The organism is Bacillus sp. AFS059628, from assembly GCF_002571225.1.
GTDB lineage: Bacteria > Bacillota > Bacilli > Bacillales > Bacillaceae_G > Bacillus_A.
In genome coordinates this window covers 1-16,330 of the sequence record NZ_NVEC01000046.1, presented here as the reverse complement: position 1 = coordinate 16,330, position 16,330 = coordinate 1, and the positions used below count along the sequence as shown (strand labels likewise).

10 protein-coding genes and 4 pseudogenes are annotated in these 16,330 nt (G+C 31.9%); 11 read left to right on the top strand and 3 right to left on the bottom strand.

Features of this window, described 5'->3' with window-relative positions; translation table 11 throughout:
* The first annotated feature begins 932 nt into the window (after positions 1-932).
* The 9 genes and pseudogenes from hblC (at position 933) to COL05_RS15560 (ending at position 13,610) form a co-directional block, all read left to right on the top strand.
* Positions 933-2,252 (top strand): hemolytic enterotoxin HBL lytic component L2, encoded by a 1,320-nt coding sequence (hblC, locus tag COL05_RS15595; RefSeq protein ID WP_098669280.1) that lies wholly within the window; start codon positions 933-935, stop codon positions 2,250-2,252.
* A gap of 61 nt (positions 2,253-2,313) precedes the next feature.
* Positions 2,314-3,534 (top strand): hemolytic enterotoxin HBL lytic component L1, encoded by a 1,221-nt coding sequence (hblD, locus tag COL05_RS15590; protein WP_000714435.1) that lies wholly within the window; start codon positions 2,314-2,316, stop codon positions 3,532-3,534.
* A gap of 36 nt (positions 3,535-3,570) precedes the next feature.
* Positions 3,571-4,698, top strand: coding sequence for a hemolysin BL binding component B (gene hblA, locus COL05_RS15585; protein WP_098669279.1), 1,128 nt, complete (start codon positions 3,571-3,573; stop codon positions 4,696-4,698).
* Positions 4,699-5,072: 374 nt separating this feature from the next.
* Complete coding sequence (hblB, locus tag COL05_RS15580) at positions 5,073-6,473, top strand: hemolysin BL regulatory component HblB (protein WP_098669278.1); 1,401 nt, start codon at positions 5,073-5,075, stop codon at positions 6,471-6,473.
* A 21-nt stretch (positions 6,474-6,494) separates the two neighbouring features.
* Positions 6,495-6,737 (top strand): annotated as a pseudogene (locus tag COL05_RS32340) (IS4 family transposase); the annotation flags it as partial.
* Between the two features lie 415 nt (positions 6,738-7,152).
* Positions 7,153-9,558, top strand: a complete 2,406-nt coding sequence (locus COL05_RS15575; RefSeq protein WP_098669277.1) for a PAS domain S-box protein — start codon at positions 7,153-7,155, stop codon at positions 9,556-9,558.
* 367 nt (positions 9,559-9,925) lie between these two features.
* Entirely contained in the window at positions 9,926-11,425 is a 1,500-nt protein-coding gene (locus tag COL05_RS15570) for a spore germination protein (RefSeq protein ID WP_098669276.1), read from the top strand.
* Between the two features lie 20 nt (positions 11,426-11,445).
* Complete coding sequence (locus COL05_RS15565; RefSeq protein WP_098669275.1) at positions 11,446-12,528, top strand: GerAB/ArcD/ProY family transporter; 1,083 nt, start codon at positions 11,446-11,448, stop codon at positions 12,526-12,528.
* A gap of 2 nt (positions 12,529-12,530) precedes the next feature.
* Entirely contained in the window at positions 12,531-13,610 is a 1,080-nt protein-coding gene (locus COL05_RS15560) for a Ger(x)C family spore germination protein (protein ID WP_098669274.1), read from the top strand.
* Between the two features lie 380 nt (positions 13,611-13,990).
* Here the strand turns inward: COL05_RS15560 and COL05_RS15550 are convergent.
* The 3 genes and pseudogenes from COL05_RS15550 to ansR all read right to left on the bottom strand — a co-directional run.
* Positions 13,991-14,104, bottom strand: a pseudogene (locus tag COL05_RS15550) (IS3 family transposase); the annotation flags it as partial.
* 103 nt (positions 14,105-14,207) lie between these two features.
* Positions 14,208-14,410: pseudogene (locus COL05_RS31900) on the bottom strand (DUF1304 domain-containing protein); the annotation flags it as partial.
* Between the two features lie 69 nt (positions 14,411-14,479).
* Complete coding sequence (ansR, locus tag COL05_RS15540) at positions 14,480-14,857, bottom strand: HTH-type transcriptional regulator AnsR (RefSeq protein WP_098669272.1); 378 nt, start codon at positions 14,855-14,857, stop codon at positions 14,480-14,482.
* Between the two features lie 184 nt (positions 14,858-15,041).
* Between ansR and ansA the strand changes: the two genes are divergently transcribed.
* Together ansA and COL05_RS15530 are read left to right on the top strand one after the other, a co-directional pair.
* Positions 15,042-16,046 carry an asparaginase gene (gene ansA, locus COL05_RS15535; RefSeq protein ID WP_098669271.1) on the top strand — a complete coding sequence of 335 codons (1,005 nt, stop codon included), beginning with the start codon at positions 15,042-15,044 and terminating at the stop codon, positions 16,044-16,046.
* A gap of 53 nt (positions 16,047-16,099) precedes the next feature.
* Positions 16,100-16,330 (top strand): annotated as a pseudogene (locus COL05_RS15530) (lyase family protein); the annotation flags it as partial.

The window sequence follows — 16,330 nt, the reverse complement described above, 5'->3', positions numbered from 1 at the left end:
ATAGATTACTAAATATATCTATATTTTATGCAATTATACATAACTAAATAAAGGTAAAAAAGTATAAAAAGACCTATTATATTATTCTATAAGTATTTTTTCTAAAATAAAATTTCTTGGTTGATCTAAAATAGTTATTTTTTAACCGTATATACATTAATTTGTAATCATTACAATTACAGAAATGAAATTTACGAATAACTATATTTGTATAATTTTTTTCGGTTCATATTTTTATTTAACGGTAAATTATCGAGTATAATCGACAAAATTTTTCTATTTACGCATTAAAAATTTAATGTTTTAATGAACAACATAACTGGTATGACCAGACAGAAAGGAGAAGGTTACGCTAATAGGAATTATAGTGTAGTTGTAAGTAACATTGTGTCGGGATTAATTTTCTAAAAAATCAATCTATTTTTAAGGGGCCAAGAATCTTAAAAGAATCAAATTTGTAATAAAACTGTTCTAAGTTTCTGCATAACAAAAGTGAAGTTATTCCGCAATAAAAGTATAAGCAATGTACAGCATAATTTCACCTTTTGTAGTCTAGTAAGGATTTTGCTGACAAAACTAAGAGGTATATTATGAAATTGAAATTAAACAATGTTACGACAAGATTAACCGTAAGCATTGGTTTATTGATTCTCGCAGTTCTGTAAGTTAAACCGCAACCCTAGGGAAGAATTAATAAATTATTATTCATAGGATGCCTGATTCAAATATATTTAATAAATTTTTATTATTTATTTTTGAAAAATAGAGTATCGAAATGAGAGATAAATAAAATCCTTACATCCTATTAGAAGTGAAAAATAACAATATTAACCTATCTGAAAGATTTCTCCTTCCTAACCAGTTTACAAAGAGAAAGGTCGTACAAGTTATATGAATTAAGTTATAAAAACAGTGGTAAAGGAGTGTACGGAATGAAAAATAAAATAATTACAGGATTATTAGTCACATCCATTGTAACTGGAGGAAATATTCCTATCAATACTCTCGCAACACCAATCGTTCAAGCGGAAACTCAACAAGAAGGCATGGATATTTCCTCTTCATTACGAAAATTAGGTGCACAATCTAAATTAATTCAAACGTATATTGATCAATCTTTAATGAGTCCTAATGTACAGTTAGAGGAAGTCACAGCTTTAAATACAAATCAATTCCTAATCAAACAAGATATGAAGGAATGGTCATTGGAACTCTATCCACAGTTAATTCTATTAAATTCAAAAAGTAAAGGATTTGTAACAAAATTTAATAGCTATTACCCGACATTAAAATCGTTTGTAGACAATAAAGAAGATAGAGAAGGGTTTTTGGATAGACTTGAAGTACTTCAAGAAATGGCTATGACGAATCAAGAAAATACGCAACGGCAAATCAATGAATTAACAGATCTTAAATTACAGCTTGATAAAAAGTTAAAAGATTTTGATACTGATGTGGCAACTGCGCAAGGCATACTAAGTACAGATGGAACCGGAAAAATAGATCAGTTAAAAAATGAAATATTAAATACCAAAAAAGCAATTCAAAATGATTTACAGCAAATTGCATTAATACCAGGGGCTTTAAATGAACAGGGATTTGCTATATTCAAAGAAGTTTATAGTCTTTCAAAAGAAATTATTGAACCAGCTGCTCAAGCAGGGGTGGCAGCGTATAACAAAGGAAAAGAAATTAACAACTCTATTCTAGAAGCTGAGAAAAAAGCAGTGCAAGAAGCAACAGAGCAAGGTAAAACTGCTCTAGAGATTGAATCAGCAAAAAAAGCAGCTCGTGAAGCAATTGAGAAAAGCAAACAAGGTGAAATAGCAGCCGCAGCCGCAGCAAAAACACAAGAGTATGACCTGATGAAGGTCATTGATACCGAAAAGATTAAGAAAACATTTGGCGTTTTTGCTGAAGTAAATAAATTAACAGCAGAACAGCGAGCATATTTAGATGATTTAGAGAAACAAAATCAAAAAATATACGATTTAACAACAAAATTATCAATAGCTGATTTACAAAAATCAATGCTTCTTCTTACACAAAATGATTTGCATACGTTTGCAAATCAAGTAGATGTAGAACTTGATCTACTAAAGCGCTATAAAGAAGATTTAAATCTAATAAAAAATAGCATTACAAAATTATCTACTAATGTTGATACAACTAACGAGCAGTCTCAAAAAGATACATTAAGACAATTAAAAAATGTAATAAATTACCTTGAAGAACAATCATATAAATTTTAATATTACGTTTTTGGGGAATTCATAAAGATTATAAGCATTTAGCGAAAGAAGGAGAATAGTCATGAAAAAATTTCCATTCAAAGTACTAACTTTAGCTACATTAGCAACTGTTATAACTGCTACTACCGGTAACACTATTCATGCATTTGCACAAGAAACGACCGCTCAAGAACAAAAAGTAGGCAATTATGCATTAGGCCCCGAAGGACTGAAGAAAGCATTGGCTGAAACAGGGTCTCATATTCTAGTAATGGATTTATATGCAAAAACAATGATTAAGCAACCAAATGTAAATTTATCTAATATCGATTTAGGGTCAGAGGGGGGAGAGTTGCTCAAAAATATTCACCTTAATCAAGAGCTGTCACGAATCAATGCGAATTACTGGTTAGATACAGCGAAGCCACAGATTCAAAAAACTGCTCGTAATATTGTAAATTACGATGAACAATTTCAAAATTATTACGACACATTAGTAGAAACTGTACAAAAGAAAGATAAGGCAGGTCTAAAAGAGGGTATAAATGATTTAATTACTACAATCAATACAAATTCAAAAGAAGTTACAGATGTGATTAAGATGCTACAAGACTTCAAAGGGAAACTATATCAAAATTCTACAGATTTTAAAAATAATGTTGGTGGTCCAGATGGGAAAGGTGGATTAACTGCAATATTAGCAGGTCAACAGGCAACGATTCCACAACTTCAAGCTGAAATTGAGCAACTTCGTTCTACTCAGAAAAAACATTTTGATGATGTATTAGCATGGTCAATTGGTGGTGGATTGGGAGCAGCTATTTTAGTTATTGCAGCTATTGGAGGAGCGGTAGTTATTGTTGTAACTGGCGGTACAGCAACACCGGCTGTTGTTGGTGGACTCTCGGCTCTTGGTGCAGCTGGTATTGGTTTAGGAACAGCGGCTGGTGTCACAGCATCTAAGCATATGGACTCCTATAATGAAATTTCTAACAAAATCGGAGAATTAAGTATGAAAGCAGATCGTGCTAATCAAGCAGTTCTTTCGCTTACTAACGCGAAAGAAACATTGGCATATCTATATCAGACTGTAGATCAAGCGATATTGTCTCTAACAAATATTCAAAAGCAATGGAATACAATGGGCGCAAATTATACAGATTTACTGGATAATATCGATTCTATGCAAGACCACAAATTCTCTTTAATACCAGATGATTTAAAAGCCGCTAAAGAAAGTTGGAATGATATTCATAAAGATGCAGAATTCATTTCAAAAGATATTGCTTTTAAACAGGAGTAGAACTAAAATTTAAAACCTAAATTGGAGGAAAATAAAATGATAAAAAAAATCCCTTACAAATTACTCGCTGTATCGACGTTATTAACTATTACAACTGCTAATGTAGTTTCACCAGTAACAACTTTTGCAAGTGAAATTGAACAAACGAACAATGAAGATAAAGCTCTTTCTGCAAATGAAGCGAGAATGAAAGAGACCTTGCAAAAGGCTGGATTATTTGCAAAATCTATGAATGCTTATTCTTATATGTTAATTAAGAATCCTGATGTGAATTTTGAGGGAATTACCATTAATGGATATGTAGATTTACCTGGTAGAATCGTACAAGATCAAAAGAATGCAAGGGCACATGCTTTTACTTGGGATACGAAAGTAAAAAAACAGCTTTTAGATACATTGAATGGTATTGTTGAATACGATACAACATTTGACAATTATTATGAAACAATGGTAGAGGCGATTAATACAGGGGATGGAGAAACTTTAAAAGAAGGTATTACAGATTTGCGAGGTGAAATTCAACAAAATCAAAAGTATGCACAACAACTAATAGAAGAATTAACTAAATTAAGAGACTCTATTGGACACGATGTGAGGGCATTTGGAAGTAATAAAGAGCTCTTGCAGTCAATTTTAAAAAATCAAGGTGCAGATGTTGATGCCGATCAAAAGCGTCTAGAAGAAGTATTAGGATCAGTAAACTATTATAAACAATTAGAATCTGATGGGTTTAATGTAATGAAGGGTGCTATTTTGGGTCTACCAATAATTGGCGGTATCATAGTGGGAGTAGCAAGAGATAATTTAGGTAAGTTAGAGCCTTTATTAGCAGAATTACGTCAGACCGTGGATTATAAAGTAACCTTAAATCGTGTAGTTGGAGTTGCTTACAGTAATATTAATGAAATGCACAAGGCGCTTGATGATGCTATTAACGCTCTTACTTATATGTCCACGCAATGGCATGATTTAGATTCTCAATATTCGGGTGTTCTAGGGCATATTGAGAATGCAGCTCAAAAAGCCGATCAAAATAAATTTAAATTCTTAAAACCTAATTTAAATGCAGCGAAAGACAGTTGGAAAACATTACGAACAGATGCTGTTACATTAAAAGAAGGAATAAAGGAATTAAAAGTGGAAACTGTTACTCCACAAAAATAGGGAAATATTAATTCTGTTGTAAAGTGATCTAAAACATAGAAAGTCTATGATTACACTGTTAAACAGAAAAGTGATAATTAATAAATCCTTATATAACAGAAAGGCGGAGTCTCATTAAAGACTTCGCCTTTCAATTATATATAAGTATTATTCGAATAAAAAATAACCTTGTAGTTTATTTGTTTTTTAAAATTTGCAACAGAATCGGTTAATTTGAAGCAGATTATATAAATTTTCTTTAATACTTAATGATTTGAAGGCAGCTAAAGAAAGTTCAAACGATACTGATAAAAGATGTAGAACTTATTTTGAAAGACATCGCTTTTTAATAAGATTAGAACTTGAAACCATACCCTATAGAGGAGGAATACGAAATGATGAAAAAAATCCCTAATAAACTATTCGCTGTATCAGCATTTTTAACTATAACAACTACTTATGCAGTCATACCAATAGAAACTTTTGCAATTGAAATTGAACAAACGAACACTGAAGATATGTCTCTTTCAGCAAATGAAGAACAGATGAAAAAAGCTTTGCAAGATGCTGGTTTATTTGCAAAAGCTATGAATGAATATTCTTATTTGCTAATTCATAATCCAGATGTGAGTTTTGAAGGAATAACTATTAATGGAAATGCAGATTTACCTAGTCAAATTGTACAGGATCAAAAGAATGCAAGATTACATGCTGTTACATGGAATACACAAGTAAAAAAACATCTTTTAGATACATTGACAGGCATTATAGAATACGATGCAAAATTTAGAAATCATTATGAAACAATAGTAGAGGCGATCAATACTGGAAATGGAGATACTTTAAAAAAAGGGATTACAGATTTACAAGGAGGAATTCAACAAAATCAAAAGTCTGCAAAAGTATTAATAGAAGAATTAATTCAATTAAAAACTGCTATTGGAGAAGATGTTAGAACATTTGGAAGTCATAAAGAGACATTGCTATCGATTTTAAAAAACCAAGGTGCTGATGTGGAGGCTGATCAAAAGCGTCTAGAGGACCTTTTAGGACAAGTAAAATATCAGAAAGACATAGAATCTAAGGGATTAGACATGGTGAAAATCCCCTTTATTCCAACCTTGATTGCTGGTGGCATAATGATAGGTGATGCAAGAGGTAAGTTAGGTTGGCTAGAGCCTGAATTAGCAAAATTGCGTCAGACTGTAGATTATAAAATAACATTGAATCGTGTAGTTGGAGTTGCATTTCATAATATTAGTGATATGCATAGTATGCTTGATAGTGCTATCACTGCTCTTACTTATATGTCTACGCAATGGGAGGATTTAGATTCTCAATATTCGGGTGTATTGGGACATATTGATAAAGCTGATCAAAAAGCTGATCAAAATAAATATAAATTCTTAACCCCTAGCTTGAATGCAGCGAAAAACAGTTGGAACACATTAAAAACAGATGTTGTCACTTTGCAAGAAGGGATAAAAATTGCAGAGAAAAAAGAACAGGATTTTTTGAATCAGCTTCGTCCAGCAAATGTTTTCTACTTTTATAAAAAAATTCATAACGCATACACTTTTGAAATAAAGACGGGAACAAATGCGCCAAATGCGTCTTATAAAGTTATGAATTTAACTAAAAACACTGTTCATAATATGTGGAGTGGAGGGGCTAATACTAACATGTGGGTTGATTGGCTTTCATTCAATCCAAATGATGAATTTGCGGTAGTAGCAGTAGTGGATGGTAAAGAATATGTTGTGTATAAAGACAAAGTACAAAATATAATGAACTGAATCTGAAAAGTAACGAAGTAATTGGAGCTGGACAATAAACTAGAAACCAAGATAATTGAAAAATTGCAATGGCATATATCTCCTTATGTCCTAGAATACTTAGCTCAAGAAAAAGAACTCGTTCAGCGAAAAAGTAAATATTGAACCAAGGCGTTAGTTGCATTATGTGGATGGTTTTACTGAAAGGTTTCAAATACATTACTCATACAATTATGTAGTTATCCTGAAGTATCTACAGGTGTTCTAATCAACCCTGAAGAACTACTTAGCTTCTTAAGTGGAGTAATTTTATACAAAATTAAGTGAATGTTTTTGTACATAGATTAGTTGACATTTATATAGGTTTTTTCCAGTTTTAAAGATAGTTTTGTTTTTTGTGTTATTTTTCAAAAATTACAGATGAAATTTCTATATTCATGAACTCAGCGCATAATGATTGTTCGATGAAAGGACATACCACGTCCCTTTAGAGTTTCAGACATATTACGATAACTTAAAGAAAAAAGATAATAGTAGTAAACGGTTGCTATTATCTTTTTCGAACTATTTTTCATTAAAATACCTCATTTGCTGTGCTCCTTATTTACTTTTCTAAGTTTTATGCATCTGAACTGTTTATACTATTTGTAGGATTTTTAGCTTTTTTGTCGAATACACTTAATGCAAGGAGGGACATTACATGATTATTAAAGATTATTTCATCAATCTTTCTATTTTTTCTTTATTAGTTAGCGCAGCAATATTTATTCAAGTGTTTACAATTCATCCTAGTCGATATTTAGAAAAACTCTATGGAGGGATTATTGCAGTTACGTTAATGTTCTTTTCTTTTCCATACATGGGATTTTCTTACGATCTTCGAGTTGTTCCTCTTATTCTATCTTTTATTTACTTTGGTCGTATTGCTGGTTGGATTACGTTAATTAGCATAATTTTAATGCGTATCTTTTACATTGGAGGGTATTGGGAACCTCCTGTTATTGCTTATTTAGGTATGGGGATTCTATTTTCTACTTTTAAAACTTATTTAAAAAAACTACATCCTTTTAAAAGTGCATCTTTATATTTTTCTGTTTTTATTGGAATAAAGTGGTTAGTTGGCGTATTATTTAATACTACATTACTTTACACAGGAGGCTTATTATATATAGCGTTAGGACTTTTAATTGGGCTATTTCTTATGGAAGCCTACCAGAGATTGTATTATTTAACAAAGGACTTATCTAAAATGAATCGAGAATTAAAAAAATCGAAGCAAGAACTTACAGATACCGTACATGAGCTTCAAGGAGGAATTTTTAAATTTAAAAAAGTGGATAAGCACTTTATACACACTTTATGTGATGGACAGTTTTATTATCAAAACGGATTTTATTCTGAACAGGTGGTAGGAAAAAGCTTACGTACTATTGATGCTTCTATTATTCCTCCACATTTAGTTCCACAATTGATGAAGTACTATCTTCAGGCATGGGAAGGAAAAGAAATTATATTTGAATTACCTTGGCCAAATGATAAAACTATTATTCTTATTGCACTTAGGCCAATTAAACGAAATGGACAAGTTATTGAAGTTGTTGGTTCTGCAGTTGATATAACTGAAAGGAAAAAGGTAGAATCAGAATTAAGTGCTACCAAAGAATTATTAGAATCATTTATAAAGCACAATCTAGATGCAATTACCATTTCTGATCGAGAAGGGCATATTTTACAAGCTAATAAAGCTTATGAAAAGATATTTGGGTGGTCATCACAAGAAATCATAGGTAAGAGATTACCTTGTGTACCAGATTTTTTAATGGAAGAATCGCTTGAAAATATTCAGAAAATTCTAACAGGTGAATCGGTAGTTACTAGATTAGAAACTGTTAGACAACGGAGCGATGGGAGTCTTCTTGATATCAGTCTGACAGTTTCTCCTATACTAGATGTAAGAGGAAATGTGATAGCTTTATCAGCAATATGTAGAGACATCTCTGAAAGAAAACAAGCAGAAAGAGAACGGCATCGATTACACCAGCAATTAAGAGATAGTGAAATGAAGTACCGTGCACTAATCGAACAAGCAACTGATGCGGTATATGTAGTAGAGCTGAATGAAGATAATGTTCCAAGTCGATTTATTGAGGTAAACCCTGTTGGGTGTAGAAGATTTGGATATAGTAGAGAAGAGTTGCTCTCATTATCATTTTCAAATATAGTACCACAAGATTCTCAAATGATCGTAAGGATATTAGAAAAAATTAAAAAGGGACAAACTTCCTTCACTTTGCAAGATGAATATGTTTTTCCAACAGGAAAAGTAATAACAACTGAGTTTAGTGTTCGTGTTTTTAACTTAAATGGTAAAAAAGTTTTCCTAAGTATTTCTCGTGATATCACTGAACGGCTAAAAACAGAAGAATTATTACGAAAATCTGAAAAACTTGCTGTTGTAGGACAATTAGCGACTGCAATGGCTCATGAGATTAATAATCCATTAACTGCAATGAAAGGGTTCATACAATTACTAAAATCAACGGAAAATGAGAATAATCAGGGGTATATTAATATAGTATCATCAGAGATTGAGCGTATAGAGAGTATTACAAATGAATTTATGACGGTAGCCAAACCACAGGTGATAAAAATACAACTTAATGATATTAGTGTGCTAATGGATCAAGTTTTAATGCTACTACAACCTCAAGCAATGATGAACAATATAAAAATTAGAATCGATCTTAACCCTGGTATTCCATTAATTTCATGTGAAGGAAATCAGTTAAAGCAAGTATTTGTTAATATATTAAAAAATGCAATTGAATCTATGCCGATGGGAGGGGAAATTCTCATTCAATTAAATATACTTGATAATAATCAATTAAGCATTCGTTTTATCGATCAAGGGTGTGGGATTCCAAAAGAACGTATACCATACCTCGGAGAACCTTTTTATAGTATTAAAGAAGAGGGGATTGGCTTAGGATTAATGATTTGTTATAAAATTATTGAAACACATCAGGGAAAGGTATTTATTGAAAGTGAAGTGAATAAGGGAACTACAGTTGAAGTCACCCTCCCTATTTGTACACCTCGAAATTAATATATTCTTTTACTGAAATTTTTAAAAAACCATACAGAATGTAGTGCTAATGTTACTTAATGAAATAATAAAGAGAAGAAAACTGGTAAAATTTACCCTATAGAATAGAAACTTGAAAAAGCCTGTTATAAAAACATCCTTTCTTTAGAACCAAAAAGAAGGGATGTTTTTAATATCGTAATTCTACTTTAAAATTTTTCTAATATTTACTTGTAATACATTTTTTAACTAATTTTGGTTAAATTAATTTTAAAGGCGTTATTATTAATTCAATAAGTATACTTACATATCACCAGCTCTAATTTTAAAAATTGCAATTTCCTGAAAACTATATATAAGTTCTTTCTGAAAGGAAGGGTATTATCAATTGAAACCACATGAAAGAATATCTGTTTGCCCTATAGAATCTTTGCAGGATTTAATGAAATTACTAAAAAAATCTAAAGATTTTATAACGTTGGAAATTGCTTCTAATAATTCCTCTATAGTCATTTCATATTTTAGAACATTAATTGATGTAAATATATTTCATGAAGAGGTTTTGACGTATATAAAAGAGAAGAGCTTCGATTCGTTACAAGATATTCAGTCTGTCTTACCCTTTGAGAATTCAAAAATAATAAATCAAATGGAAGATATTCAGGATAGTATTTTAAATGGCTATATACTTATTCAGTTCGATACAGATGAATTAAATTGTTTATTAGTAAATGTGTCAAAGAAAGAAAAAAGGGATATTACAAAAGCTGAAATTGAATACAATATTGTGGGTCCGCAAATCGCATTTGTCGAAGATTTAGATGTAAATTTAAATTTAGTACGTAGAAAGCTTCCAACACCTTATTTACAAATGAAGGAATTGAAAGTAGGCTCTCTCTCTAACACAACTGTTGCAATTGTATTTATTGAGGGAATTGTAAATGATCAAAATCTACAAGAAATTATAAAACGGGTAAGTCAAATAAAAACAGACCATGTTTTGGATAGTACTTATTTGATTCAGTTAATTGCAGACAACCCGAATTCTATATTCCCTCAATTTTTGAATACAGAACGTCCAGACCGTGTGGCAGCTGTATTAGCAGAAGGGAAAATTGCACTTTTTGTAGATGGCTCGCCTTATGCTATCACTCTTCCAACAACATTAATTGACTTTTTTTCAACGACAGAAGATTATACCATGCCTTGGATTATTTCTTCTTTTTTTCGACTGCTAAGGCTTTTTGCTTTTATTTTTTCTGTCTTAACAACTCCATTATATGTTGCAGTCTTAACATATCATTACGAGCTAATTCCGAGAGAACTTCTTGAAACTTTAATCATATCAAGAAGTAAAGTACCTTTTCCTCCAGTCATTGAAGCACTTTTTTTAGAAATAACGATCGAATTACTGAGAGAAGCAGGGGCACGTTTACCAACTAAAGTGGGTCTAACTGTCGGTATCGTAGGTGGTATTGTAATTGGACAGGCATCGGTAGAGGCAAGTCTTACAAGTAATGTACTTATTATCATTGTTGCACTTTCAGCCCTTAGCTCATTTACAGCACCAATATATCGAATTGGTAATACAATTCGAGTGATTCGTTTTCCTTTTATAATATCTGCACACCTGTTGGGCTTATTAGGAATTGTTTTAACAAGTTCTTTACTTTTAGCACGCCTATTACGTACAGAATCATTAAGACGTCCTTATTTGTTCCCTTTTTATCCTACACGCCTTACAGATTGGAAAGACAGTGTTATACGTATGCCAATTTCAGCAATGTTTCGACGTCCTATTTTTTCAAGGTCTAAACAGCGTTTTCGCTTTAATCCAGAAGAGGTAGAGAAAAATAAAATCAAATCACGAAATGATTTTGATGATTGAATTTAACAGGGAGGAGCATTATGAAACAGATCCCAATTGAGTACCAAGTCTCTCCATATATGGTGTTTTTTTTAATTATTACTATACAGATGGGGGTTGGTATGCTTGGTTTTGAAAGGATTAGTGCAAAATTAGTTGGAAATGATGCGTGGATTAGTACGCTACTTTTTGGAATATCTGTTAATCTTATGATTTGGATCATATATCAGATTTTAAATCAGGGTAATGGAGACATCATTGCAATCAATCAAAACGTACTTGGAAAATGGATTGGTGGATTGTTTAACTTCATTTTTTTATTATATATTGTATTGTTAGGTGCAACAACACTACATACATATATTGAGGTAGTACATGTTTGGATGTTTCCTTCCATTTCATCTTGGGTTATAGCTGGGGCTTTTTTAGGCTTATGTTATTACATTGTGACTGGAGGATTTCGTGTGGTAGCCGGGATTGGCTTCTTTGGAATCGTTATCCCGAGTATCCTAGTTTTCACATTTTTTTATCCTTTGCAGTATGCAGATTTTCAAAATTTATTTCCAATTGCACAGCATTCATTCCTAGAAATTATGAAAGGAATGAAAGGAAATATGTTTAGTTTTTTTGGATTTGAAATGTTATTGTTGTACTACCCATTTATTAAAAAGGCAAGAACGTCTCAAAAATATGCGCACTATGCAAATTTAGTAACGACTATTGTCTACACATACCTTATGATTTTAACTCTTGCGTTTTTTAGTGAAAAACAACTAGCGAGCGCGATATGGGCATATTTAAGCATGATTAAAATTATACAATTTCCCTTTATAGAGCGGTTTGAATACATTATTGTTTCTGTTTGGGCTTTTTTTATATTACCCAATGTTTCCTTTACATTATGGGGAGTAAGTCGTGGTATAAAAGAGGCACTGGGAATAAAGCAAAAATATGTTTTGCCAGTTATCATCGTATTCATCTTTGTTTTATCATTTTTCTTGAATAACCGTAATAAAATTAACTTATTAAATACTTGGACAGGTCAAATTGGCTTTGTATATATATATGTATACCTACCTGTACTATGGCTAATTCAAACCGCCAAAATAAAGTTAAGGAGATAAACATGAAGCGATGGATACTTTTCCTTATAGTAAGTGTCTTCTTAATAGGTTGTGCTAAAACGAAAATTGTGGATGACATTGACTTAGTTCAAGTTGCGGCATATGATACTGAAGCAGAAGGTAAGTTAAAAGGAACCTTTGCGATTTCAGCTTATAAAGGAGGCGGGGAAGGTGAAACGAAAATCTATTCAGCATCAGGCCAGACTGGTAGAGAAGTTCTTGCAAGAGCATCCGAAAAGTCTTCTGGACCTCTAGAGTTGGGGCAATTGCGTGTTATTATATTTAATGAAAAAATAATTGAAAAGGGAATGCAGGAAATTTTAGAGACTTTGAACCGAAATCCTAGTGTAGGAAATGCAATTTATTTAGCAATTACAAATGTAAAAGGGGAATCATTATTAAAGGGGAACTATTCTAAAGAAAAAGAAATTGCTTCCTATCTATCCTCTTTACTGGAGCAAAATATGGACAATGGAACGCAACCAAAAACAAATTTTTTTATGTTTTTAAATCAACTTAATGATGATGCGAGAGATTCTTATTTACCGATGATATCTAAAAAAGGTAACGTGTTGGAGTTAGATGGAATAGCACTTTTTAAAAGATGCAAAATGGTTGGTAAAGTGAACCCTAAAGATTTATTTGTATTTAAATTGTTGACAGATAATTTTAAACAAGGTACATACCAATTCAAACTACCTGGTTCTTCAAATACTTACGCCACGATAGAGAATATAAAAGCCAGAACAAAATATAAGATGGAGGGGAATAGTAAGCATCCATTCGTAAATGCTCATATTCAAGTTAAAGCTGAAATTCAAGAATTTACAAAAACAAAAAATCTAGATAATCCTAAAGAAATAAAAAAATTAGAAAAAATTATGGAAACAGAAATAGAAAAAAAAGCAACTACATTGATAAAGAGATTTATTAAAAAAGGCACAGATCCTATAGGACTTAGAAAGCTTGGTAGAACTCAAGTAAGAAGATGGAACAGTCAAGAATGGGAAGAATCCTATAAACAGTTACGTTTTCGTGTAACAGCTGATGTAAAAGTAACCCAATCTGGTGTTACAGAATAAATAAATCAATAAGATATGAAAAATTTCAATAAAAAAATATAGTCTCGCAGGAGATTAGGGAGAAGAGAAACGATTAACAAAGGATTTTTATAAACATTAAGATGCTTTGTTAATCGTTTTTATATCTGTAGCTTTATCACTTACAGTAACCATAATTATAATAAAAGAACACCGAAATAAATTCCCGATACCACATAATTATAAGAGGACAATAAAGCATCAAGATATAATGTATGCTTTATCTGGAAAAAAGAATTAAGTACATCAAGGTTAAACACTTAACTTTAAAGTAGTAAATTCGTTGCTTGTAGCACTTCAACTAGATTGTATCACTGAAAGTTAGAAAGGTCAGTTTATTAAGTAGCCTCTGGGGAATGAGCCTAGTACAATATTGGGTTCATTCCCTTTGATTCTTCCTTGATTCTTTCATGATTATAGTACTTTATATACTTTGCTAATTCTTGTTTGAAATCTGTTATACTTCCAAATTCTTTCGATACAGAAATAGACATACAAAAACGCCATCCTTTCCTATGAATCTACAGAAAGAATAGCTATTTTTTCAAAAGTGAGTTCTTTTATTGAAAAGCTTTGGTTCTATATGACAGATAAAAGAGAAAGCGGCGCTAAAATAGCGAGGAGTCCTTGTTTCACGATAATTAATTTATTGGATGTGAAACCTCCGAAAATAGCTGCTACCACCACACAAATGATGAAAAATAATTAAGCATATAACCAATGGAATTGTTTCCAAGTATAAGTCCCAAAATGAGGCTAGCTGCTAAGAATCCATTATATAAACTGTTTACCAATTAATTGTCTAAGTATTTATAAGTTCAAAGAGTGCAGTGTCTTCGTTCTTTATTGAATCAACTTTCAAATGTTGGTTCAATATTTTCTATTCTCTTGGAACTTAGTTCTCGTTTACTTCTCACAAAAGCAATAAAATCTATTATCTCTTCTGTTGACAGTGCTTCTCCATCTATTAAAAGTGTTGGATCTGAATCGTTTAGGAGTCTTGTAATATCAATTACATCTTTGTTTTGATGTGAATGTTCAATTCGACCTAATATATAATCTACAGACGTATCAAATAAATCGGCTATTTTAGATAAAGATTGTAATGAAGGTAATCTATAACCATTTTCATAACCAGCATAGGTGCTTTTCGCAATCCCAAGTCGATCTGCTGTCTCTTGTAAGGACCATTTTTGATTTTTTCTTAATTTAGATAAACGTTCCAGCATTCGTCTCCTACCCCATCTAATTTTATTAAATTAATTATAACATAGAAAAAGAATCAAGAATAGAAAAAAAGTACGCGTATTGAATACAAAATCTTGATTAATTCAAATTAAGTTCTATAATGATAAATATAAATATGCATTACGCGAACGATATATCGTTGTTTATTTTATGGAGGGGTTGTGTATGAGGAAAATTTTATTACTTGCAACTGGTGGGACAATTGCATCTGTGGAGGGGAATGAAGGGCTTGTTCCAGGGTTGTCCGCTGAGGAATTATTGAATTATTTTTCGAAGTCGTCTCGAAACTTAGAACTAGATTGCAAAATCTTAATGAATATTGATAGTACCAATATGCAACCTGAGCATTGGAAGGAAATAGCTAATGCTGTTTTTAATCACTATGATGACTATGACGGGTTTGTGATTACACATGGAACGGATACGTTAGCTTATACATCTTCTGCGTTATCTTATATGCTTCAAGGTTTAAGAAAACCAGTTGTTTTAACAGGCTCACAAGTACCTATTAGTTTTAAAAAAACAGACGCAAAGAAAAATGTAGCTGATGCTCTTAGATTTGCCTGTGAGGATGTTGGTGGTGTGTTTATTGTTTTTGATAGTAGGGTGATTATTGGGACGAGAGCAGTTAAAATGCGAACAAAAAGTTATGATGCATTTGAAAGTGTGAATTATCCATATGTTGCTGAGGTAAATGAAGATGAAGTGAAATATCATTGGAAGCCAACGTCCTCCCATAATGAACTTTCAATAAATACTAATTTATGTACGGATGTTTTTCTTATGAAATTGTATCCAGGTACAAAGCCAGAGATATTTGATTGTTTGAAAGATTTGTATAAAGGGATTATTATTGAAAGTTTTGGTAACGGTGGATTACCTTTTGAAGGAAGGAACTTGCTTTCGAAAATTCAGGAGTTGACTGAAATGGGGATTGCTGTAGTGATTACTACTCAATGCCTGGAAGAGGGAGAAGACATACTTCTCTATGAAGTAGGACGGAAAGTGGCGCAACATCAAGTAATATTATCTGGTGATATGAATACGGAAGCCATCATAGCAAAATTGATGTGGACGCTTGGAAAAACTAATAAATTAGAAGAGATTAAAAAAATTATTGAAGAGCCTTTAGCCTACGATTTAACAATAAAGTCTGATAAGGATTGGTAATAACTTCATATGATTTATTTAGGTTTTACATTTAATATAGGGGAGAAATTAAAATGTCAATAACAAACAAGAACATGCGAGTGGAGAAGGATTTTTTGGGAGGAAAGGAATTACCTACTGAAGCATATTACGGAATTCAGACTTTACGCGCTGTTGAAAATTTCCCGATTACAGGGTATAAAATTCATGAAAGTTTAATTAGAGCGTTCGCAGTTGTAAAAAAAGCAGCAGCGCTTGCTAATACAGATGTAGGAAGATTGGAACTGAACAAGGGCGGTGCGATC